Genomic DNA, 22,154 nt, shown 5'->3' on the forward strand with positions numbered 1-22,154 from the left:
CGGGCGGGGGTCATGGAGAGGCAGGCACGAGGAAGCGGTCCGACGACGATCGCGGGCGCCTCGGCGACGAGACAGACGGGGGCAGCAGGAACAGCGGCAGGGGCGGCGAGGGCAGCGGGGGAAACAGGCGAGGGCGCGACGGACGGCGCCGCCGAGTACGCAGCCGACCATACGGTGGAGCAGGACCGGGCGTCCCGGCTGAGCCGCAGACTCGGGCGGGCGGATCTGCGGGCGGTGCCCGAGGCGCGCCGGGCGCTGCGGGAGCTGCTGCGGGACTGGGGGAAACCCGGCCGGTCGGAGACGGCCGAACTGCTCACCAGCGAACTCGTCACCAACGCGCTCGTGCACACCGACGACGACGCGGTCCTGACGGCCACCGTCTCACCGTCCGGTCTGCGGGTGGAGGTGCGGGACTCTGCGCCCCGCCGCCCTCGGCCGAGCACACAGAGCGCGCAGAGCGCCGACGAGGGCACGCACGGCCGGGGCCTGGTCCTGGTGGAGTCACTCGCGGACACCTGGGGCGTTCGGGCGCACGGCGCCGGAAAGATCGTCTGGTTCGAGCTGGACGCCGGGGCCGCGTGAGCGTCGTACGCCGTATTGACGACCGACGGGAAGGGGGCGCGACCGCCACGGTCGCGCCCCCTTCCCGCTAGGACTGACGGCATATCACATCTGATGGTCCATCAGCCGAATTGCTGTTCCAGATCCTTGAGCTTGCGCTCCAGGGAGTCGAGGCGCGGCAGCGCCATCGTGTCGTCCTCCGCGGTGAGATCAACGGTGAACGAGTCGGAGGAAGCGGAACCGTGGCGAGCGGGCTGCAGGGAGGGTCGCGAGCGCAGGGGCAGCTGCTCCGCGGAGTTCGCTATGGCAGGCTCCGCGGAAACTCGCTCGGCCGTGGCGCGCTCCAGGGCGGCCTGGGCCTCGACCTGACGGCTTCCACCGCCGCCACCGCCGCGGCCGGGGAAGCGTCCGTTGCCTCGGCTGATGGCCTTCAGGTGCGCCCGCTCGACCCGCTGCTGCTCGCGACGGCGCAGCTTGGTCTCCTCCTTGCGGGCCTTGTCGTCGCGGACCTCCTCGACGGCCTCGTCCAGGCTGCGCACGTTCTCCAGCAGCATCAGCGACCACGCCTTGTACGTCTCACGGGGGGCACGCACCCAGCGCACCACGCGGATCTGCGGCAGCGGACGGGGCACGAGACCCTGCTCGCGCAGTGCGGCGCGGCGGGTCTGCTTCAGGGCACGGTCGAAGAGGACGGCGGCCGAGAGCGACATGCCGGCGAAGAAGTGCGGGGCGCCCGCGTGGTCCAGGCCCCTGGGTGCGTGCACCCAGTTGAACCAGGCCGCGGCGCCCGCGAAAGTCCATACGAGTATGCGGGAGCCGAGAGCCGCGTCACCGTGGCTGGCCTCGCGCACCGCGAGCACGGAGCAGAACATCGCCGCGCCGTCCAGGCCGAACGGCACCAGGTATTCCCAGCCGCCGGTCAGACCGAGGTTCTGCTCGCCGAACCCGACCAGGCCGTGGAAGGAGAGGGCGGCCGCGACGGCCGCACAGCAGAACAGAAGGACGTAGGAGGCTGTGCCGTATATGGCCTCCTTGCGCCTGCGGCGCTCCTCGCTGCGCTCCCACGAGTCTTCGCCGCTCGTGTCCTTCCCCGAGGGGCGCTTGCCGCGCGCCAGCACCGCAACCGCCGCCAGCATGCCCAGGAGGAGTACGGCGCCCGGAAGCAACCAGTTCAGCGATATGTCGGTAAGTCTCATCTGGGGTCCCTTGCATTGGGATAGGGCGTAACGCCCGCCATAGTGGCCCAATCCCGCCGTCCCTCAGGGGGTTTCGGGGCAAGAGGCCGCCAAGGAGGTGCAAGGGGATGCCCAAGGCGACGTTCTGCTCGAACTGCCGCTTGAGGGGCGGGAGTTGAGTTCGAATAAGACTACCCATACGAGTGGTTCCACGGAAAGTTCCCGTGACAAGTGAGGAATTTGTGAATCGCTTGTAACCGTTGGGGAGCCTCGTTCGGGGGCGATCCTACGGGACTCTCCGCGGCCCTCCGCCCACGAGCGGTAACTTGCGGGGAAGCGGTATCTGAGCGTTACTCAATTGCCTGCGGACGACGCCGCGGTGAGCCTGCTGACGCGGTCCGCGTCGCAGGTGCGCGGGCAGGTGACGCAGGTGTCCTCGGGGCGCACCGTGTAGAACATGCAGCAGCTCGCGCGGTCCCGGGTGGGCAGGGCCTCGCCGTCCGGGCCCGTCAACTCACGGAAGGCCGCGGAACCGACGTAGGGCTGCGTTGCCCCCGGCAGCAGCAGCTCCAGCTCCCGCCGCGCGCGCTCCGGCTCGTCCCCGCCGAGCAGCTCGGCGATGTACCAGAGGCCCTCGACGATCTCGTCGGTCACCATGCCCCACAGGGCCCGGCCGCGCCGCCGGGCCCGCGGTCCGAAGCCGGCGAGCAGCGGCTCGTGGTGCTCGGCCACCGCCGCCCGCACCTCCGCCCGCAGCGCCTCCTCGTCCGCGACCACCCGCGCGCCGGGCAGCAGCGCCGCCGGGTCCCCCGGCAGACAGGCGAACGAGGTCGGCGGGCGGACGGCCATCTGCATGCCGTCGCCGGTGCGGTCGTACGAGACGTGCGTCACGGGGAAACGGGGCACCCGGCGCTGCAGAAACCACGGGACGGTGATCAGCAGGCAGGCGGGCCAGGCGTACCGGTGCAGTCCGAAGCTGGCGACCACGTCGGGACGTGCCGGTCGGCCGTAGTCGCGGACGACCTGTTCGTCGTCCCATGCGAGGAAGGCCTCCAGGGCGGCTCCGCCCTCCGCGAGTTCGGCCGCCGAGACCCAGCCCCCGCCCCGGGGAAACGGTTCCACAAGACCCAGCTCCGTGACGGTCAGGCCCGGGTAGGCCTCCGTGAGACGGGCGTAGGCCTCCGCCGTGGCCGACGGGGCTGTGATCGACGGGGCTGTGGGCATGCCGGGACCGCCGTTTCGAGTGCGATTAAAGGTAAGCCTAACCTTACCTGGCGTCCTTGGGATTTGAACTGGGGCCCACTACGCCTAAGGTGCTTGACGGACGAGTAACAACCCGCCGTAATGACCCCAAGTACCGACAAGGCCGTAAGGAGGCCCCGTGGAGCAGAGAGCGCACGGCTCCACCGGTACGGGGAAACCGGTTCCGCAACAGGTCGAAGGCCGTGCCCGGGTGCCGGCGCAGTCGCGCAGCGGGTCGCTCGGATCACCGGGCTCCGGGCCTGCCGGGTCCGTCGAGTCCGTTGAGTCCGCCGGGTACGGCGACGGTGCGGACCGCGAGCGGTGCGGCCCGACGGGCGCCGCGCGCGGTGAGCACACGCACAGCGAGATCCCGATTCCGCGTCCCCGGCCGGTCGTCCAGCGGGCCTCCGTGCGCGGCCAGATCCTCGACGCCCTGCGCACCGCGCTCGTGGGCGGGGAGCTGCAGCCGGGCGAGGTGTACTCCGCGCCGGTGCTCGGCGAACGCTTCGGGGTTTCTGCGACGCCGGTCCGGGAGGCCATGCAGCAGCTCGCGCTGGAGGGCGCCGTCGAGGTCGTCCCCAACCGCGGGTTCCGGGTGATCGTACGAGGCACGCGGGAACTGGCCGAGCTGGCCGAGGTGCGGGCGCTGATCGAGGTTCCCGTGATGCTGCGGCTCGCCCGTACGGTGCCCGCCGAGCGGTGGGCGGAGCTGCGGCCCCTCGCCGAGGCGAGCGTGCGCGCGGCGGCCTCCGGCTGCCGGGCCACCTACGCGGAGGCCGACCGTGTCTTCCACCGGGCGCTGCTCGCCCTCTCCGGCAACGAGCAGTTGGTCGGGATCGCCGAGGATCTGCACCGGCGTTCGCAGTGGCCGCTGGTCGGTGCTCCGAAGCGGCGGGGACGGGCGGATCTCGTCGCCGACGCGGCCGAGCACATGGCGCTGCTGGAGGCGCTGACGGCGGGAGAACTGGACGCCGTGCAGGCGCTGATGCGCGCGCACTTCGCGGGCGCGGGCGCCTGAACAGACCGGCCCCGGGGCTACCGCCCAGAGGCCCAGAGGCCCAGAGGCCCAGAGGCCCAGAGGCCCCGAGACCTCGGGACCTTGAGGTCCCGACGCCCCGGCCGCGATACGGCGTCCCCCGTTACGCTCGGCCCTGTCGGCCCTGTCGGCCCTGTCGGCCCTGTCGGCCCTGTCGGCCCTGTCGGGCCACGTTGCGCGCGGCGCCCGCCCTGTGATCCGCCCTCGTCCGCAGAGACCCGTTCTCCGCCTGCCCCTCCCCACGTCTACGTCTACGCCTGCGTCTGCGCCTGTGAGTGCCGTCGCTTCGGCCCCGCGACCCGGTCGGCCGCGCCCTGCCGTGGACTCGCCCTCTGCACTGCGCGGCTCTCTCCACTGGCCTCCGTGAGCCCAGCCGCAGAAGCGCGCCCCTCCTCATACTCCGGACGGGCTCGGGGCCGTCGGGGGTGCCAGCTGCCTTGCCAGCCAGGTGGGTACGCCGCCCAGCAGCCGGAAGAGTCGGCCTGCCTCCTCCCGCAACCGTGAGGCCTCCGGCTCGACTTCCGCGTCCGCCAGCGAGGCGAGCGCGGGAGCGGTGCCCACCAGGTAGCCCAACTCCTCCCGGATGCGCAGGGATTCGGCGAAGCCGTGCCGGGCCTCCGCCAACTCGCCGTCGCGCAGGGCGAGTCCGGCAAGGTGCCGCCAGGTGAAGGAGAGCAGCAGCGAGTCCGAGTGCGCCGCGGCCGCCGTGTGGGCGCGCCGGTATGCGGCCCTCGCGGCCTGCGGGGAACGCGAGATGTTCTCGGCGAGCAGGCCCCGGCGGAAGTCCAGCAGCGCCCGGCCCGCCGCGTCCGGCGGGATCAGCGCCGCGGCCCGGCCGAGCGCGGCCCGTGCCTCGTCCACCCGGTCGCGCACCCCGTGCAGCGTTGCCGCGTAGGCGAGTTGCCCTCGCTCGCACGCGGCCGCGCCCCGCTCCTCGTCGTCGTGGGCCAGCGCCTCCGCGGTGCGCAGCGCGTCCTCGGCGTCCTGCCAGCCCTGCTCGGTGTACAGGCACCGTTCCACGAGCAGCGCGGCCCGCTGGATCGAGCCTGTCGCGGTGTCGGGCGGGATCAGCGCCACCGCGTCTGCCCAGCAGGCACGCGAGCGCAACCGCCATACCGCGGTCTGGAGGGGATCGTCACCTGAGGTCGTTCCGGTACCGGACATGGCGCTGTACGCCACGTTGCCCTCCCCAAGTCCTGTCCTGCGGATCAGCTCGCGGGCGCGACACAAGGCACCGTGCCTCCGACTCCGACCTGATCCGAAGGACAGGCCCAGCGCGCCATCGAGCTATGAGTGGTGCGCGCATCTCAGCACGAATGGCGGCACCGGGCCAAGGGGGCGGGTGAAGGATTTCACAAAGTCGTGGGATCTCCGTCCCCACAGGTTTCAACGCCTGGTGACCAAGGGGTAGTAACCGGTGTCGGTCAGCTATCTGTCAGCCATCGTTCAGCCATCGGTCGGCAATCGGTCGGCTGGCGAGCAGCGTTCGGTCCGCTGTCAGCTCATGCGCAGCGCCAGGAAGAAGTCCAGCTTGTCCTCCAGCCGCGAAAGATCACGGCTCGTCAACTGCTCGATCCGTCCGATCCGGTAGCGCAGCGTGTTGACGTGCAGATGCAGGCGGGAGGCGCAGCGGGTCCAGGAACCGTCGCAGTCGAGGAACGCTTCCAGCGTCGGGATCAGCTCGGCGCGGTGGCGTCGGTCGTAGTCGCGCAGGGGGTCGAGGAGACGTGCGGTAAACGCTCTGCGCACATCATCAGGGACGAACGGCAGCAGCAGGACGTGCGAGGCCAGCTCCTGATGGCCGGCGGCGCAGACCCGGCCGGGGCGGGCCGCGGCCACCCGCCGGGCGTGCCGTGCCTCCTCCAGGGCCCCGCGCAGCCCCTCCGCCGAGTGCACGGCCGCGCTGACGCCCACCGTGAGCCGTCCGTCGCCGTCGAGTCCGGCGGAAAGCGGTTCCCGAACGGCCGCCAGGAGGGCGTCGGCGAGGACGCCCGTCTCGGAGCCGTCGTGCGCGTTGGGCACCGCCGGCAGCGGGACCAGCGCGATGGCCTCCTCGCCCGTGTGCGCCACGGCGATCCGGTCGGAGGGCTCGGGGCCGGTGGCGAGCGGGTCGACCAGGATCTCCTCCAGGAGCGACTGGGCGACCGGGCCCGGCTCCGGACGGCCGCCCTCCCACTCGACGCGGGCCACGACGACCTGCCAGTGCGGGGCGGCTCCCAGGCCCGGCAGGAGCACCGGCGCGGCCACCCGCAGGCGGGCCGCGACCTCCGCCGGGGCCGCGCCCGTCTGGACCAGTTCCAGCACCTCCTGCGCCAGGCGCCGACGCACCGTGCGCGCCGCGTCCCGGCGGTCCCGCTCGACCGCGATGAGCTGGGTGACGCCCTGGAGCAGGTCGAGGCGCTCGTCCTCCCACTCACCGGCGTCCGCCTCGACGGCGAGCAGCCAGTCCGACAGAACGCTCTCGCGCACATCCCGCGAAACCGGTGAGACCCCTGACGGCCCCGATGCCCCTGACACCCCTGATGTCCCTGACGCCCTTGATGCTCCGGAGGTCGGCGGGACCGGTGAGCCGTGCGATGCCGGTGAGCCGTGGGACGCCGGTGACTTCTGCGTGGTCTGAGGAGAGCGGCCGCCGTTGCTGCGGATGGGGAACAGCGAGTACGTCGTCTGGCCCACGAGCACCCGGTGCGGTCCGCGCCGACCCGTGCGGACGGCCGCGAGGTGCTCCGCCGCGAGCTTCGCGCACACGTCGGGCGGCAGCGCCGGCCCGGCCGGCACGGACCCGGCCGGCTTCGATCCCGTCGGCTTCGCGCTCGTCGACTTCGGGCCCGCGATGAGCCGGCCGGTGGGGGACAGGACCCAGGCGCGCAGATCCAGGTCGGAGCCGAGCAGGTCCAGGACCACGTCCGGGCCACCGCCCGCCGGCCCCGAGATCATCATCCGCCGGTGCCGGTCGACCACGGCCGCGAGGTCTCCGGCGCGCTCGCCGGAGACCTGCCGCACCACATGCTCGGTGATCGTCGCGAAGGCCACCGACTCGTGCACCGCGAACAGCGGGAGACGCTGCCGGGCACAGGCCGCCACCAGATCCTCCGGGACGTCGCCCAGCTCCGCCTCACCGGCCGCGAGCGCGGTCACCCCGGCCTGCACCAGGATGCGCACGAACGGGTCGGAGTCCGCCGCGTCCCGGCGCCAGGCGAGGCCCGTCAGCACCAGCTCGCCCCCGGACAGGTAGCGGCTGGGGTCCCGCAGGTCGGTCGTCATGACACCCCGCACCGTGCGGTCCAGTTCGTCCGCGCCGCCGAGGAGCCTCAGGCCCAGCGCATCGGTGTCCAGCAGTGCGCGCAGCCGCATCTCGTCGCCGCCGTTCTCTGTCTCGAAATCTACGATGAATGAAGGATGTGGTGGAGCGGCCCCACCGCCGGTCCTGCCGCCGGTCCGCCGCCCGTCCGCCGCCGGCCCCGCCCCGGGCCCCGGGGCGCCGCGGCGGCCGGTCAGAAACCGCTGTGGAACCGCATTCTTTGATTGCCAGGCTGTTTCCTACGTTTCCACAGGAAAACGAGGAGGTTACTGATGACCTCCGTTCATACGAATCTACAAGATGGGCGGGCCGACCAGCCAACTCCTTCATGGTTTCCGTGACTGACCCGGTTGGCGCAAGGCGCTGTGTACTGACCTCACTGCGCGTGAACAGGACATGAACGAGCCGGGCCCGCCGCACCCGATTCTGGCTCGAACCGAACGACTCACGAGACGAAGAAGAGAGCCGGTCATGGACTTCCTTCGCCCCGCAAGCTGGGAGGAGGCGCTCGCCGCCAAGGCCGAGCACCCCTCCGCCGTGCCGATCGCGGGTGGCACGGATGTGATGGTCGAGATCAACTTCGACCACCGGAGGCCCGAGTACCTGCTCGACCTCAACCGCGTCGGCGACCTCTACGAGTGGGAGGTCGGCGAGGAGAGCGTGCGGCTCGGCGCCTCCGTCCCGTACAGCGCGATCATGGAAAACCTGCGCGCCGAGCTGCCGGGCCTCGCCCTCGCCTCGCACACCGTGGCCTCCCCGCAGATCCGCAACCGCGGCGGCGTCGGCGGCAACCTCGGCACCGCCTCCCCGGCCGGCGACGCCCACCCCGCCCTGCTGGCGGCCGGCGCCGAGGTCGAGGCCGAGTCGGTGCGCGGCACCCGCCGCATCCCCATCGACGCCTTCTACACCGGCGTGAAACGCAACGCCCTCGCGCCGGACGAGCTGATCCGCGCCGTCCATGTCAAGAAGGCCGACGGCCCGCAGCAGTACTCCAAGGTGGGCACCCGCAACGCCATGGTCATCGCCGTCTGCGCCTTCGGCCTCGCGCTGCATCCCGCGACCCGTACGGTCCGCACCGGCATCGGCTCGGCCGCGCCCACCCCCGTCCGGGCGAAGACCGCCGAGGACTTCCTCAACGCGGCACTCGAAGAAGACGGTTTCTGGGACAACGGGAAAATCATCACCCCGTCGGTCGCCAAGCAGTTCGCGAACCTGTGCGCCGCCGCCTGCAACCCGATCGACGACGTCCGCGGCACCGCTAGCTACCGCCGCCACGCGGTCGGCGTCATGGCCCGCCGGACGCTCACCTGGACCTGGGAGTCCTACCGCGGCGCCCGCCGCACCTCGGAGGGAGCTGCGTAATGCGCGTCAACTTCACTGTCAACGGACGCCCGCAGGAAGCCGACGACGTGTGGGAGGGCGAGAGCCTGCTGTACGTGCTGCGCGAGCGGCTCGGCCTGCCGGGCTCCAAGAACGCCTGCGAACAGGGCGAGTGCGGCTCGTGCACCGTCCGGCTGGACGGCGTCCCGGTGTGTTCGTGTCTGGTCGCCGCCGGCCAGGTCGAGGGCCGTGCCGTCGACACCGTCGAAGGGCTCGCCGACTACGCCAAACAGCGTGCCGCGCACGGCAGTTGTGCCGACGGCGCCGGCGCCGCCGGTGGCACGTCGCTGCAGGAGGCGCAGCACTGGGCGGCCCGGGGACAGGACTCCCGCACCGGCGAGGGCACCGAACTCTCCCCGGTCCAGCAGGCGTTCATCGACGCCGGCGCCGTCCAGTGCGGTTTCTGCACGCCGGGGCTGCTGGTCGCCGCCGACGAGATGCTCGAACGCAACCCGAACCCCACCGACGCGGACATCCGCGAGGCCCTGTCGGGCAACCTGTGCCGCTGCACCGGTTACGAGAAGATCATGGACGCGGTCCGTCTGGCGGCCGCCCGGCAGGAAGAGGCGGTCTGACGATGCCTGCCAACGGCGCCCCCCTCGGCACCCCCACCAAGATCACCCAGGGTGCCCGGACCAAGGCCGGGATCGGCGAGTCCACCCTCCGCCCCGACGGCACCCTCAAGGTCACCGGCGAGTTCGCCTACTCGTCCGACCTGTGGCACGAGGACATGCTCTGGGGCCAGATCCTGCGCTCCACGGTCGCCCACGCCGAAATCGTTTCCCTCGACACGTCCGAGGCACTCGCCACGCCCGGCGTCTACGCCGTGATGACGTACGACGACCTGCCGACCGATGTGAAGAACTACGGCCTGGAGATCCAGGACACCCCGGTCCTCGCCCACGGCAAGGTGCGCCACCACGGCGAGCCCGTCGCGATCGTCGCCGCCGACCACCCGGAGACGGCCCGCCGCGCCGCGGCCAAGATCAAGGTGGAGTACCGGGAACTGCCCGTCATCACGGACGAGGCCTCCGCGACCGCCCCGGACGCCGTCCTGGTCCACGAGGGCCGCGACGACCACCACAGTGCTCACGTAGCGCACCCGAACATCCTGCACCGCCAGCCGATCGTCCGAGGCGACGCGACCGCGGCCGCCGGGCGGGCCGATGTGATCGTCCGGGGCGAGTACACGTTCGGCATGCAGGACCAGGCCTTCCTGGGGCCCGAGTCCGGCCTCGCCGTGCCCGAGGAGGACGGCGGCGTCCACCTCTACATCGCCACCCAGTGGCTCCACTCCGACCTGCGCCAGATCGCACCCGTGCTCGGCCTGCCCGAGAGCAAGGTGCGGATGACGCTGGCCGGCGTCGGCGGCGCGTTCGGCGGCCGCGAGGACCTGTCGATGCAGATCCACGCCTGTCTGCTGGCCCTGCGCACCGGAAAACCCGTCAAAATCGTTTACAACCGTTTCGAGTCCTTCTTCGGTCACGTCCACCGCCACCCCGCGAAGCTCTTCTACGAGCACGGCGCCACCCGCGACGGAAAACTGACGCACGTCAAGTGCCGCATCGTGCTCGACGGCGGCGCCTACGCCTCCGCCTCCCCCGCGGTCGTCGGCAACGCCGCCTCGCTGGGCATCGGCCCGTACGTCGTCGACGACGTCGAGATCGAGGCCATCGCCCTCTACACCAACAACCCGCCCTGCGGCGCGATGCGCGGCTTCGGCGCGGTCCAGGCGTGCTTCGCCTACGAGGCGCAGATGGACAAGGTGGCGGCGCGACTGGGCCTGGACCCGGTGGAGTTCCGGCAGCTCAACGCGATGGAACAGGGCTCTCTCCTGCCGACGGGGCAGGCGGTCGACTCGCCGGCGCCGGTCGCCGAACTCCTGCGCCGCGTCAAGGCGATGCCGCTGCCGCCGGAGCGCCAGTGGGAGAGCAGCGAGGGCGCGGACGTACGGCAGCTGCCCGGCGGCCTGTCCAACACCACGCACGGCGAGAGCGTCGTCCGGGGAATCGGTTACGCGGTCGGCATCAAGAACGTCGGCTTCTCCGAGGGCTTCGACGACTACTCGACCGCCAAGGTCCGGGTGGAGGTCATCGCGGGCGAGCCCGTCGCCACCGTGCACACCGCCATGGCGGAGGTCGGCCAGGGCGGTGTCACCGTCCACGCGCAGATCGCCCGCACCGAGCTGGGCGTCGCGCAGGTGACCATCCATCCGGCCGACACGCAGGTGGGCAGCGCCGGCTCCACCTCGGCCTCACGGCAGACGTACGTCACTGGCGGCGCCGTCAAGAACTCCTGCGAGCTCGTGCGCGAGAAGGTCCTGGAGCTCGGGCGCCGTGCGTTCGGCTCCTACCATCCCGCCTGGGCCACCGCCGAACTGCTCCTGGAGGGCGGCAAGGTCGTCACCGACGGCGGTGAGGTCCTCGCCGACCTGGTCGACGTGCTCGGCGACGAGGCCGTCGAGGTCGAGGCCGAGTGGCGGCACCGGCCGACCGAACCCTTCGACCTGCGCACCGGACAGGGCTTCGGACACGTCCAGTACAGCTTCGCGGCGCACCGTGCCGTGGTCGAGGTCGACACCGAGCTCGGCCTGGTGAAGGTCGTCGAGCTGGCCTGCGCACAGGACGTCGGAAAAGCGCTGAATCCGCTTTCCGTGATCGGTCAGATCCAGGGCGGCACGATCCAGGGCCTGGGCGTGGCGGTCATGGAGGAGATCATCGTCGATCCGAAGACGGCGAAGGTCCGCAACCCGTCCTTCACCGACTATCTGATCCCCACGATTCTCGACACGCCGACCATCCCCGTCGACGTGCTCGAACTCGCCGACGACCACGCCCCCTACGGGCTCCGTGGCGTCGGTGAGGCCCCCACCCTGTCGTCGACCCCGGCCGTCCTCGCGGCGATCCGGAACGCGACCGGGCTGGAGCTCAACCGCACACCGGTGCGTCCGGAGCACCTGACGGGCACCGCGTAAGAACCGACGTTCGTCTCGGGCCGTCCCCCGGGTCGTCCATTCCCAAATCCCGCGCTCCTTCGCGAAGGCGTCGCGCGGGTGCACCTATGAACCTTGGGAGATGGCCCCATGACCCAGCAGTCCCAGCAGTCCCAGCAGTCCCAGCAGTCCCAGGAGCCGAGGACCACGGCCGAAGACGCGGGTGAAGGCACCCGCGTCCCGGCCGGCAGGTCCTGGCTCGACCGGTACTTCCACATCACCAGGCGGGGATCCACGGTCGCGCGCGAAGTGCGCGGCGGCGTCACCACCTTCATGGCGATGGCGTACATCCTGCTGCTCAACCCCCTGATCCTGTCCGGCAAGGACGCGGCCGGGGACACCCTCGGCCGGCAGGCGCTGATTACCGCAACCGCTTTCGCCGCCGCTCTCACCACGCTGCTGATGGGCTTCCTCGGCAAGGCGCCCCTCGCGCTCGCCGCCGGACTGTCCGTCTCCGGCGTGCTGTCCTCCCAGGTCGCGCCGCAGCTGACCTGGCCGCAGGCGATGGGCATGTGCGTGATGTACGGCGTGGTCATCATGCTGCTGGTCGTCACCGGCCTACGCGAGATGATCATGAATGCGATCCCGCTCGCGCTCAAGCACGCCATCACCATGGGCATCGGTCTGTTCATCGCGCTCATCGGTTTCTACAAGTCAGGCTTCGTGCACCAGGGCGAGGCGACCCCGGTCACCCTCGGTCCGGCGGGCGAACTCGCGGGCTGGCCGGTCCTGTTGTTCGCCGGCACACTCCTGCTGATTTTCATGCTCCAGGCCCGGAACATCCCCGGCGCCATCCTCATCGGCATCGCCGGCGGCACGGTCGTCGCCGCCGTCCTCAACGCCGCCGGGGTCGTCGACCCGAAACAGTGGGCGGCCGGCGCCCCCGAACTGCACGGCGGCGCCGTCTCGATGCCCGACTTCTCGCTCTTCGGAGACGTGCAGTTCGGCGGCTGGGGCGAGGTCGGCGCGATGACCGTCGCGGTGATCGTCTTCACGCTCGTGCTCGCCGGGTTCTTCGACGCCATGGCCACCATCATCGGGGTCGGCACGGAGGCCGGACTCGCCGACGACAAGGGCCGGATGCCGGGACTGTCCAAGGCGCTGTTCATCGACGGCGCGGGCGGCGCGATCGGCGGCGTGGCGGGCGGCTCCGGCCAGACCGTGTTCATCGAGTCGGCGACGGGGGTGGGCGAGGGAGCGCGCACCGGCCTCGCCTCCGTCGTCACCGGAACCTTCTTCGCGGCCTGTCTGTTCCTCACCCCGCTCACCGCGATCGTCCCGCAGGAGGTCGCCTCCGCCGCCCTGGTCGTCATCGGCGCGATGATGCTGATGAACGCCCGCCACGTCGACTGGGCCGACCGGGCAACCGCTGTCCCGGTGTTTCTGACCGTCGTCCTGATGCCCTTCACGTACTCCATCACCACCGGTGTCGCCGCGGGCGTCATCTCCTACGTCGCCATCAAGGCCGCGCAGGGCAGGGCGCGGGAGGTCGGCGCGTTCATGTGGGGCCTGACGGTGATCTTCCTCGTCTACTTCGCGCTCCATCCGATCGAGAGCTGGCTGGGCGTGCGGTGAGCGCTCCGCTGGATGTGCCGCGATGTGCCGTTGTTCTGCCGCGGCGCCGTCGTGGCTGGTCGCGCCCGCGCGGCGGAGCCGCACATGTCAGCGCCCCGCGCCCCTTCAGGGGGTTGCCGACGCCCGCAACTGTCCGTCGCACCACCGCAGTCAAGGAGACCGAGACATGCTGGACATCGCCGAAGAGCTGAACCGGTGGGTCGAGCAGGGCCGCGACTTCGCCGTCGCCACCGTGGTGGCCGTCGGCGGCAGCGCACCCCGCCGGCCCGGCGCCGCCCTCGCGGTGGACGCCGACGGCACGGCGATCGGCTCGGTCTCCGGCGGCTGTGTGGAGGGCGCGGTGTACGAGCTGTGCCGACAGGCGCTCGACGACGGCGAGGCGGTCGTCGAGCGCTTCGGCTACAGCGACGACGACGCCTTCGCCGTCGGGCTCACCTGCGGCGGGATCATCGACATCCTCGTCACCCCGGTGCGGGTCGGCGGCCCTGTCCGCCCGGTGATCGCGGCCGGTCTCGCGGCGGCCGCCTCCGGCGAGGCCGCCGCGCTGGCGCGGATCGTCAGCGGCCCGACGGACCTCGTCGGCCGCGCGCTGCTCGTCCGCGCAGACGGCCGTCACGACAACGGTTCCCCCGACGGCGGTCGTTACGGAACCGGTTCCCCCGATGGCGGTCTTTACGGAACCGGTTCCCCCGATGGCGGCCATTACGGAAATGGCTCTCACGACGGCGGTCGTTTCGGAACCGGTTACCTCGCCGACGGTAGTTACGACAGCGGTTCCCGCGAAGGCGGACGTTACGGAACCGGTTCCCACGAAGGAGGACGTTACGGAACCGGTTCCCTCGGCGACGGCCGTTACGACAGCGGTTCCTACCGTGGTGGCTTCGGTGCGCACCCCGAGTTGGACCGCACCGTCGCAGCCGAGGCCCGCGCTTTCCTCGACGCCGGTCGCACCGGCACCCTGGAGATCGGCGAGCAGGGCTCCCGCTGCGGAGCCGCGCTCACCGTGCTCGTCGAGTCGTCCGTCCCCGCGCCCCGGATGATCGTGTTCGGCGCGATCGACTTCGCGTCGGCGCTGGTGCGCGTCGGCAAGTTCCTCAACTACCACGTGACGGTGTGCGACGCGCGTCCCGTGTTCGCGACCCGGGCCCGCTTCCCCGAGGCCGACGAGATCGTCGTCGAGTGGCCGCACCGGTACCTGGAGCGCACGGAGGTGGACGCACGGACGGTCCTGTGCGTCCTGACCCACGACGCCAAGTTCGACGTCCCCCTGCTTCAGTTGGCCCTGCGGCTTCCGGTCGCCTACGTCGGCGCCATGGGATCCCGCCGCACCCACCTCGACCGCAACGACCGGCTGCGCGAAGTCGGCGTCACCGAACTGGAGTTGGCGCGGCTGCGCTCGCCCATCGGCCTCGATCTGGGCGCCCGCACCCCCGAGGAGACGGCGCTGTCGATCGCCGCGGAGATCGTCGCCGACCGGCGCGGCGGCAGCGGGGTGTCCCTCACCGGCGCGCACACGCCGATCCATCACGACGTGACGTCGGCGCCGGCGGGCCGGATCGGCTCGGTGGCCTGAGCCGCCGCCGCGCGCACGACGGGCTGGTCCGGCCAGGCGAAGGCGTAGCGAGGGTCGCCGCCCCTGCTCAATCCCTCATGGCGCAGCAGTTCGCGCACGATGCCCGCGTTGCCCATCGCCCACCCGGTCTGCGGTTCGAGGTCGCTCGGCGTGGCCCGGTGCTCGACGTTGGACCAGCGGGCGCCGTCGGCGTCCCGGATCGCGCGGGAGACGAGATCGGCGACGAGGGTCCGGGCGAAGTCGGGGGAGTCGCCCTGTTCGGCGATCCGGTCGCAGGCCAGCGCCAGGACGCCCGCCGTGCCGCAGCAGCGGCCGTTGTTGTCCCAGAAGCCGGGCCGCAGCCGGTGCGGCAGCCCGGAGCGGGTCACGGTGTGCCAGCAGCGGTCGGCGAGGCCGGTCCAGGAGGGCTCGCCGAGGGCGTCGCGCAGCAGCCGGAAGACGTGGGCGTCGCCGGCCGGTCCGTGACACCAGCCGTAGCTGTGGCGCTCGGTCAGCCCGGGGGCGTGCTGCGGGTCGGAGTGCGGCACCAGGAAACCGTCGGGGCCGCCCTCGTCCCGGGCGACGACGTCCGCGACCGCGGCCCGCGCGAGGTCGACGAGATCCGCACGGCCGGCGGCGGCTCCGACGCGGACCAGCGCGTAGGCGACCCCGAGGGTGCCGTGCGAGAGATGGTGCAGCCTGGACTCCATGCCCCGCCGGGACTCCCAGGTGACACCGCCTTTCTCGGTCGCCTCGGCGGTCCTCAGGTACGGCTCCAAAGCCCGTACGGCGAGGTCGGGGTCCCCCGCCGACCAGGCTCCGAGCCCGATGCCCGCGTTGCCGCCCATCAGCTCGAACAGATCGCCCCAGCGCGTCCCGTCGAAACGCGACCGCACCCGTGCCAAGGCCCGGTCCGCAGCGGCGCCGGCCTCCTCGGCGCCGAGTTCGCGGTGCACCGTCCGCAGTACGAGGGCGAGGCCGGTGAGGCCGAAGTACAGGGAGTCGTCGGGGTGTTCGTCGACGGCGTCGGCCAGACCGCGGGCGGCGCGCAGGGCGGTGTCGGCGTAGGCGTCGTCGCCGAAGTGCCGCCAGGCCTCCAGGAGCACGGGGACGACTCCGGCCGTCCCGTTGTAGAGCATCGGGTCGACGTCGCCGTCCGAGGGTCTGACCGGCCAGCCGAGCCCACCGCCGCCGGTGTCCCGTGCGGCCCCGACCAGCCACCGCAGCCCGTCCACGGCCAGCGCCTCGACCTCTCCCGTTCCTGCCATGGAACCCACCCTGACACGCGCGTGCGACGGCTGCACAGAGCGCCCATCTCACCGCCCCCCGACCGGAGTTCAGGCCCGAAGGGTCCGTCAGGGGCGGCGCAGCAGCCGGTTGACGGCGCGGCCGAAGACCCGGCGGGAGGCCGCGCGCAGGAGCGGGTCGCACAGCGAGGGGAGCAGGCGCACGCGCAGTTCCTCGCGCCAGATCACTCGGGCCCGGCCGCCGGGGCCCGGGCGGACCTCGATCTCGGCCCAGCCCAGCACGACCCGGCCGCGTTTCTCCAGTCGGCACAGACCGGGTTCGTCCTCGGTCGGCGGACACCAGGAGGTGACCTCCATCCGGTCGGCGAAGGCGAGCGGACCGAAGCCCGAGCGCGCCACGAAGACCGTGCCCTCGCGGGTCGGCGGGGGAGTGAGCACGGTGACGCGGGTCAACGGGACCACGTCGCCGTGCCGGTGCCACTCGGTGAGCCGGCGCCACGCCTCGTCGAGGGAGAGGGGGGCCGTGCGTTCGAGTCGGAAGGTGACCACACTGTGATCGTAGGGAGTCGGGGCCACCCGGCGGCACGTTCTGCGACGGCTCACACACTTGGCGCATCCCGTATGTCCCCTACCCACCCGTACGCCCGTACGGGAACATGAGCGCGACCCCGCACCACCACCGGCCGGGAGGACTCGTGGACGGCTCAGGGCTCGGCAGGCTCGACGAGGTGCAGCGCGACCCGTATCCGCTCTACGCACGGGCCCACCGCGCCCAAGGTCTGCTCCACGTACCGGAGTTGGACGCCTGGCTGGTCGCCCGGGACGCCGATGTGCGCGAGGTGCTGCGCCGCGCGGAGGACTTCTCGTCCGCGGGGTCGTTACGGCCGGACGTGCTGCCCTCGCCCGCCGCGCTCGCGGTGCTGGGCGGCGGGTTCGGCGGGCGGCCGGTGATCGTCGGCTCCGACGGGGAGGCGCACCAGCGGCTGCGCCTGCCGATCGTGCGCGGCCTGTCGCCGGCCCGCGTCGCCGCCGTCCTGCCGTACGCCGCCGAGCGCGCCGCCGCCCTCGTCGGGGAGTTCGCCGGAGGGGGCACGGGAGGGAGCACCGATGGAGGCGCCAAGGAGGTCGCCGGGGGCGGGCGGGTGGAGCTGATGGCGGCGTATGCGCGGCGGCTGCCCGGGGAGGTCGTCGGGCGGATCGTCGGGCTCGACCCGGCCGATGTGCCCGCCGTCGTGCGCGGCGGACACCGCGCCGAGGAGTTGCTGTTCCGGCCGCTGGCGCAGGACGAGCAGATCGCCGCCGCCGAGGACGTCGTCGCCCTGCAACACCTTCTCGACCGGTACGCCCGGGAGCGGGCCGCCGACCCGCGCGAGGACCTCTGCTCGGAGATCGTCGCCTCGGTGGCCCCGGTCCCCGGCGAGCTCACCCTGGAGCAGCGGCACGAGGCCGTCTCCCACCTCCAGAACCTGCTGATCGCCGGGCATCTGACCACCACCGCGCTGATCGGCACCACGGTGCTGCATCTGCTGCGTCATCCGCGTCAGTGGGAGCTGCTGTGCGCGGAGCCGGAGCGGATTCCGGCGGCGGTCGAGGAGGCCGCCCGTTACGACGGCGCCCTTCAGGGCTTCCGCCGGGTCACCACCCGGCCCGTCACCCTCGCCGGCACCGAACTCCCCGCCGGGGCCTCCCTGTTCGTCGCCTTCGGCGGAGCCAACCGGGACGCGCTGCGGCATCCGCGAGCGGACGTCTTCGACATCACCCGCAGGCCTGGCCGCCATCTGGCCTTCGGACACGGCCCGCACGCCTGCCCCGGCGCTCAACTTGCCCGTGAACAACTGCGGTTGACCCTCGGGGAGCTGACGCGTCGACTGCCGGGTCTGCGGCTGGCGGATCCGGACCGGCCGGTCGCGATGCGGCCCACGATGATCCACCGCTCTCCGCACCGACTGGACCTGGCCTGGTGAGTCAGCGGTAGACCTCGCCCGGCTCCGCCTTGCCCGGCGCGAGCAGCTGAGGCACCGTCACGAAAACGTATCCGCGTTCTTTCAGCTCGTCGATGATCCCGGGCACGGCCGGCACGGTTCCGTCGTAGATGTCGTGCAGCAGGATGATGCCGTCGCGGTCGGCCTGATCGAGGACCCGGCGCTGGATCAGGGCGGAGTCGGTGGTCGTGTAGTCCTTGGCGGTCACCGTCCACAGCACCTCGGAGAGGCCCAGCTCGCGGCAGATCTCGTGCACGGTCTCATCGGTGCGGCCCTGCGGCGGCCGCATCAGGGTGGGCCGTCGGCCGGTCAGGCGCTCTATCTCGTCGTTGGGGCGTTCGAGTTCCTCGCGTATCTCCTCCGGCGTGATCTGCGTGAGGATCTTGTGCTCCCAGGTGTGGCTGGCCACCTCGTGTCCTTCGGCGGCCATGCGTCTGACGAGCTCCGGATACTTCTCGATGTGCCGTTTGCCCAGCAGGAAGAAGGTCGCCGGGACGTGCTTCTCCTTGAGGATGTCCAGCAGCCTGGCGGAGTTCTCGCTGGGGCCGGCGTCGAAGGTGAGCGCGATGCACTTCGCCTCCCGGCAGTCGACGGCGCCGAAGCGGGCGGCCTGGGCGGTCGCCGCCGGGTCGGCGCGGACGGCGCTCGGCTGGGTGGGGTCGGCGCCGCCGCAGCCGGCCAGCGCGAGGGTCAGACAGGCGGCCGCCGCAGAGATCGCGACGGTACGCAACCTGGCCCCCGTTTTATTCGTCTTCCTGGTCAGAGCAAACATGCCGAGACTATACATAGCGCGTATACGCACTATGTATAGTGGGTCGGCTTCGTTCCCTTCAGGACCTCACTGGGCGTAGAAGGTGGCGTCTCCCCGGTCCGTCGCCGTGCTCGGGGTCTGCACGTTCAGCAGGTAGTTGTAGTGCCGGATGTAACGCCCGGCGTAGTTGTACGACTCGAAGGACACCCCGGCCGAGTCGGCGAGTCCGGTGCGCTGGTGGAAACTCGCGTCCGACGCGAACGTCGACGTGCCGTCGTTCTTCTCCAGCCGCACCTCGAAGTTCTTGTGCCGCAGGTAGTAGCCGGGGAAATTGGCCGACTCCAAGGAGACCGTGCCGGTCCCTGTGAGACCGGTCACCACCCGGAACTGCGAGTCGGCGAGCGGAGCGACGTTCGCCTCGATGCGGGCGCGGTACTCCCAGTGGCGGATGAACCGGTCCGCGTAGTTGTAGGAGGAGAAGCGCTGCGGGGTGACGCCGTCGGCCACCGGGATGCCGAAGTCGGGTGAGCCGTCGGCCTTCCAGTACACCTTCTGCACCCGTGTGCGGCGGTTCGGGTCGTTCAGCGGGTCGCCGGTGATGTCCTTGTAGCTGCGGTCGTGGTAGACGAGGAGGTCGGACTTGCCGTCCTCGGACACCGTGAACGAGTTGTGGCCCGGCCCGTACTGCGAGGTCGAGGCGTTCGAGGTGAAGACGGGCTGGGTCCCCTTGGTCCAGGACGCCGGGTCGGTCAGGTCGGCCGTCGCGGAGGCGGTCAGCATGCCGAGGCAGTAGTTGGCGTCCGTCGCGCTCGCCGAGTAGGTCATGAAGACCTTCCCGCCGTGCTGGATCAGCGCCGGCCCCTCGTTGACCTTGTAGCCGACGGTCTCCCAGGAGAGCGTCGGCTGCGAGATCTCCGCCGGAGTGCCCTGGATCGTCCAGGGGTTCGCCATCCTGGCGATGAACAGGCTGGTGTTGTTGTCCTCGGACGGGTTGCGCTGCGCCCAGGCGAGATAGCGGACACCGCCCACGACGAAGGTCGTGGAGTCGAGCGAGAAACTCTCCCACGTGGTCTTGATCTGGCCCTTCTCGGTCCAGGCCGCGGTGAGCGGATCGGCGCCGGCGCCCTCCAGGACGTACATCCGGATCGCCCACACGTCGGTCGTGGACCCGGCCGCGAAGTACACGTACCACTTGCCGTCGATGAAGTGGATCTCCGGCGCCCAGATGTGGGCGCCCATGACCCCGCTGCTGTGCTTGGTCCAGATGGTGACCTCCTGGGCCGTCGACAGGCCCTGGACGGTCGTCGCCCGGCGCAGCACGATGCGGTCGTACTCGGGAACCGTGGCGGTGAAGTAGTAGTAACCGTCTGTGTGCTTGTAGATGTGCGGGTCGGCGCGCTTCTCGGCGATCGGGTTGGTGTACGTCACCGCGGGGGAGTCGGGCACCGCGGCCTGGGCGGGGGCGCCCACGCCGGCGAGCACGGCCGCGAGGGCGACGAGGACGGCCAGGAACAGCCGAACGGCGTTATGTCTCAAGGGAGTTCTCCAGATGAGGGAGGAGATGGAGGAGGAGACGGGGAGGGGCGCTGCGCAGCGGGGCGGGCTCAGTTGGGTGGGCTCGGGTGATGGGCTCAGGTGGTGGGCACGAGACGCCACTGCTGGCAGGTGTTGTTCAGCCAGGTCCACTGCCGTACGTCCGCGCCGTCGGCGGTGGAGCAGTTCGCGACGTCGGCGACCTTGCCGCTGTTCTCGTTGACGAGCCGGACGTAGTCGCCGGTCGCGGTGAAGACGGGACGGAAACGCTGGCACCTGTTGTTCAGCCACGACCACTGGCGCAGATCGGCGCCGTCGGCGGTGGAGCAGTCGGCGGTGTCCATGACCCCGCCGGTGGCCACGTTCACCAAGCGGCCGGTGTCGTCGCCCTGGTCCTCGATCCGCCACTTCTGGTTGGCCCCGCCGTTGCAGGTCCACTGGAGGATGTTCGTGCCGTTGGCGGTCGCGCCGCCCTCGACGTCCAGGCACTTGCCGCTGTTGCGGTTGACGAGGGTGTACGCCGTCGGCGTCGCCGCCGTCTCGCCGGACGGGCCCGGGAGCGTCGTGCCGAGGGCGACCGGGGCGCCGAAGTTCGGGGTGCCGTCGGCATTCCAGGTGAACTTCTGCGCACGGGTCGTCCGGCCGTTGCCGCAGCCGCCGCTCGCGGAGGAGTTGGCGTGATAGACGATCCAGTTCTCGGTGCCGTCGGGCGAGCTGAAGAAACCGTTGTGGCCCGGACCGTAGACGCCGTTCGCGTCACTGCGCTGGAAGACCGGCGTCTGTTTCTTCGTCCAGGACGCCGGACTGAGCGGATCTGCGCCGGTCAGTTCCAGCAGGCCGAGCTTGTAGTCCGCCGTCTGGCAGTAACTCGCGGAAAACGAAAGGAAAGTGCGTCCGTCGTGGTAAAGCGGCTCGGGTCCCTCGTTGACGGGCGCGCCCGAGGTCTCCCAGCTCAGCGTGGGGCTGGAGATGATCGTGAACGTGTTGCTGGACAGCGTGTACGGGTTGCTCATCGGCGCAATGACCAGGCTCTGCGTGCTGCCGTTGATGAAACCGCTTCCGACGAGATACAGGTTTCCGTTCGCCTGCAGCACGCTCGCGTCGATCAGCCAGCCGCCCGGCGTGAGATTGGAACCGGTGAGCGAGCCCTTGTAGGTGTAGGGGCCCAGCGGGTCGGTGCCGGCGCTCTCCAGGACATGGGTGCGCTGGGAGTCGCAGCATGCGGCGCCGCCCTGGCCGGCCGAGTAGTAGAGGTACCAGTGGCCGTTGAAGCGGTGGATCTCCGGCGCCCAGATGTTGGTGTTGCGGGTGGCGGTGGTGTCCGACCACACCTGCACGGTCGGCGCGGTGGCGAGCCCCGCCAGGGTCGGCGCCTTCCGCATGCCGAGGACGCCCGTGAACGTCGTCGTGATCAGGTAGTAGTCGCCGTCGTAGTACTCCAGCCAGGGATCGGCGCCCTTGGCCGACTTCACCGGGTTGGTGTACGGGCGGCCGTCGGCCGCGGACACCGGCTGCGTCGCCGCCACCAGGGCCACGAGGAGCGCCAACACGCAGACGAGCAGGGGGCTGCGGCGAGATTTCCGAGGCATACAGGACCGTCCCTTGTCCATGAAGCCGCACGTCCGAGATTTCGGACATGGTTCGTAACTTCGGCCAGAAGATAGGGGGCGGGCATGTCCTCGTCAATGGTTTCAGCAGCACCACGGGTATCGGAAAGCAGTCGAAATTCCCGGACCCAGACCGGACCCAGACCGGACCCAGACCGGACCCGGACCCGGACCCGGACCCCGACCCGCGGAACGCATCGGGACGCAACGCGGCGGGGCG

Annotated in this window: 17 protein-coding genes; 8 read left to right on the plus strand and 9 right to left on the minus strand. The window is 71.3% G+C overall.

The annotated features are described in order from the left end of the window. Nucleotides 1-174: 174 nt before the first annotated feature. Nucleotides 175-582, plus strand: coding sequence for an ATP-binding protein (locus tag ACWCPF_RS11575; protein ID WP_451044883.1), 408 nt, complete (start codon nt 175-177; stop codon nt 580-582). A gap of 101 nt (nt 583-683) precedes the next feature. Here the strand turns inward: ACWCPF_RS11575 and ACWCPF_RS11580 are convergent, their stop codons facing one another. Next, on the minus strand, nt 684-1,757 hold the full coding sequence (locus ACWCPF_RS11580; RefSeq protein WP_451044784.1) for a DUF2637 domain-containing protein: 1,074 nt from the start codon (nt 1,755-1,757) through the stop codon (nt 684-686). A gap of 333 nt (nt 1,758-2,090) precedes the next feature. Beyond that, nucleotides 2,091-2,960 carry a (2Fe-2S)-binding protein gene (locus ACWCPF_RS11585; protein WP_451044785.1) on the minus strand — a complete coding sequence of 290 codons (870 nt, stop codon included), beginning with the start codon at nt 2,958-2,960 and terminating at the stop codon, nt 2,091-2,093. A 157-nt stretch (nt 2,961-3,117) separates the two neighbouring features. Between ACWCPF_RS11585 and ACWCPF_RS11590 the strand changes: the two genes are divergently transcribed. After that, a complete protein-coding gene (locus ACWCPF_RS11590; RefSeq protein ID WP_451044786.1) occupies nt 3,118-3,996 on the plus strand; it encodes a GntR family transcriptional regulator in 879 nt (292 codons plus the stop codon). A gap of 411 nt (nt 3,997-4,407) precedes the next feature. Here ACWCPF_RS11590 and ACWCPF_RS11595 read toward each other — a convergent pair whose 3' ends face one another. After that, nucleotides 4,408-5,193: a hypothetical protein gene (locus ACWCPF_RS11595; RefSeq protein ID WP_451044787.1), complete on the minus strand. Its 786-nt coding sequence runs from the start codon at nt 5,191-5,193 to the stop codon at nt 4,408-4,410. Between the two features lie 318 nt (nt 5,194-5,511). Continuing rightward, on the minus strand, nt 5,512-7,368 hold the full coding sequence (locus ACWCPF_RS11600) for a PucR family transcriptional regulator (protein ID WP_451044788.1): 1,857 nt from the start codon (nt 7,366-7,368) through the stop codon (nt 5,512-5,514). Nucleotides 7,369-7,786: 418 nt separating this feature from the next. On the opposite strand from ACWCPF_RS11600, the gene ACWCPF_RS11605 reads away from it, so the two are divergent. The 5 genes from ACWCPF_RS11605 (at nt 7,787) to ACWCPF_RS11625 (ending at nt 14,835) form a co-directional block, all read left to right on the plus strand. Then, entirely contained in the window at nt 7,787-8,677 is an 891-nt protein-coding gene (locus ACWCPF_RS11605) for an FAD binding domain-containing protein (RefSeq protein ID WP_451044789.1), read from the plus strand. Further along, the gene (locus ACWCPF_RS11610; protein WP_451044790.1) at nt 8,677-9,270 is read left to right on the plus strand and encodes a (2Fe-2S)-binding protein; all 594 of its coding nucleotides are present in this window, start codon (nt 8,677-8,679) and stop codon (nt 9,268-9,270) included. The genes ACWCPF_RS11605 and ACWCPF_RS11610 overlap by 1 nt, the downstream gene beginning before the upstream one ends. 2 nt (nt 9,271-9,272) lie before the next feature. Beyond that, entirely contained in the window at nt 9,273-11,669 is a 2,397-nt protein-coding gene (locus ACWCPF_RS11615) for a xanthine dehydrogenase family protein molybdopterin-binding subunit (RefSeq protein ID WP_451044791.1), read from the plus strand. Nucleotides 11,670-11,777: 108 nt separating this feature from the next. Next, complete coding sequence (locus ACWCPF_RS11620; protein ID WP_451044792.1) at nt 11,778-13,262, plus strand: NCS2 family permease; 1,485 nt, start codon at nt 11,778-11,780, stop codon at nt 13,260-13,262. A gap of 166 nt (nt 13,263-13,428) precedes the next feature. Beyond that, nucleotides 13,429-14,835, plus strand: a complete 1,407-nt coding sequence (locus ACWCPF_RS11625) for an XdhC family protein (RefSeq protein ID WP_451044793.1) — start codon at nt 13,429-13,431, stop codon at nt 14,833-14,835. On the opposite strand, the gene ACWCPF_RS11630 is transcribed toward ACWCPF_RS11625, so the two are convergent. Next, the gene (locus tag ACWCPF_RS11630; RefSeq protein WP_451044794.1) at nt 14,787-16,082 is read right to left on the minus strand and encodes a lanthionine synthetase LanC family protein; all 1,296 of its coding nucleotides are present in this window, start codon (nt 16,080-16,082) and stop codon (nt 14,787-14,789) included. The two genes, ACWCPF_RS11625 and ACWCPF_RS11630, sit on opposite strands and share 49 nt — an antisense overlap. Nucleotides 16,083-16,169: 87 nt before the next feature. Continuing rightward, complete coding sequence (locus ACWCPF_RS11635) at nt 16,170-16,610, minus strand: SRPBCC family protein (protein ID WP_451044795.1); 441 nt, start codon at nt 16,608-16,610, stop codon at nt 16,170-16,172. A 107-nt stretch (nt 16,611-16,717) separates the two neighbouring features. On the opposite strand from ACWCPF_RS11635, the gene ACWCPF_RS11640 reads away from it, so the two are divergent. Then, on the plus strand, nt 16,718-18,025 hold the full coding sequence (locus tag ACWCPF_RS11640; RefSeq protein WP_451044796.1) for a cytochrome P450: 1,308 nt from the start codon (nt 16,718-16,720) through the stop codon (nt 18,023-18,025). A 1-nt stretch (nt 18,026) separates the two neighbouring features. On the opposite strand, the gene ACWCPF_RS11645 is transcribed toward ACWCPF_RS11640, so the two are convergent. From ACWCPF_RS11645 to ACWCPF_RS11655, 3 genes are all read right to left on the minus strand, one after another. Beyond that, nucleotides 18,027-18,815 carry a polysaccharide deacetylase family protein gene (locus tag ACWCPF_RS11645; protein ID WP_451044797.1) on the minus strand — a complete coding sequence of 263 codons (789 nt, stop codon included), beginning with the start codon at nt 18,813-18,815 and terminating at the stop codon, nt 18,027-18,029. A 66-nt stretch (nt 18,816-18,881) separates the two neighbouring features. Further along, nucleotides 18,882-20,330 carry a family 43 glycosylhydrolase gene (locus tag ACWCPF_RS11650; RefSeq protein WP_451044798.1) on the minus strand — a complete coding sequence of 483 codons (1,449 nt, stop codon included), beginning with the start codon at nt 20,328-20,330 and terminating at the stop codon, nt 18,882-18,884. A 95-nt stretch (nt 20,331-20,425) separates the two neighbouring features. After that, nucleotides 20,426-21,916 carry a family 43 glycosylhydrolase gene (locus ACWCPF_RS11655; RefSeq protein WP_451044799.1) on the minus strand — a complete coding sequence of 497 codons (1,491 nt, stop codon included), beginning with the start codon at nt 21,914-21,916 and terminating at the stop codon, nt 20,426-20,428. Nucleotides 21,917-22,154: the final 238 nt, after the last annotated feature.

The organism is Streptomyces sp. NPDC001858, from assembly GCF_053594615.1.

Coding starts and splice junctions, on each gene's coding strand:
- ACWCPF_RS11580 (WP_451044784.1), bottom strand. CDS start 1,757: ATGAGACTTACCGACATATCGCTGAACTGGTTGCTTCCGGGCGCCGTA.
- ACWCPF_RS11655 (WP_451044799.1), bottom strand. CDS start 21,916: ATGCCTCGGAAATCTCGCCGCAGCCCCCTGCTCGTCTGCGTGTTGGCG.
- ACWCPF_RS11585 (WP_451044785.1), bottom strand. CDS start 2,960: ATGCCCACAGCCCCGTCGATCACAGCCCCGTCGGCCACGGCGGAGGCC.
- ACWCPF_RS11605 (WP_451044789.1), top strand. CDS start 7,787: ATGGACTTCCTTCGCCCCGCAAGCTGGGAGGAGGCGCTCGCCGCCAAG.
- ACWCPF_RS11620 (WP_451044792.1), top strand. CDS start 11,778: ATGACCCAGCAGTCCCAGCAGTCCCAGCAGTCCCAGCAGTCCCAGGAG.
- ACWCPF_RS11610 (WP_451044790.1), top strand. CDS start 8,677: ATGCGCGTCAACTTCACTGTCAACGGACGCCCGCAGGAAGCCGACGAC.
- ACWCPF_RS11625 (WP_451044793.1), top strand. CDS start 13,429: ATGCTGGACATCGCCGAAGAGCTGAACCGGTGGGTCGAGCAGGGCCGC.
- ACWCPF_RS11600 (WP_451044788.1), bottom strand. CDS start 7,368: ATGCGGCTGCGCGCACTGCTGGACACCGATGCGCTGGGCCTGAGGCTC.
- ACWCPF_RS11615 (WP_451044791.1), top strand. CDS start 9,273: ATGCCTGCCAACGGCGCCCCCCTCGGCACCCCCACCAAGATCACCCAG.
- ACWCPF_RS11640 (WP_451044796.1), top strand. CDS start 16,718: ATGAGCGCGACCCCGCACCACCACCGGCCGGGAGGACTCGTGGACGGC.
- ACWCPF_RS11630 (WP_451044794.1), bottom strand. CDS start 16,082: ATGGCAGGAACGGGAGAGGTCGAGGCGCTGGCCGTGGACGGGCTGCGG.
- ACWCPF_RS11645 (WP_451044797.1), bottom strand. CDS start 18,815: ATGTTTGCTCTGACCAGGAAGACGAATAAAACGGGGGCCAGGTTGCGT.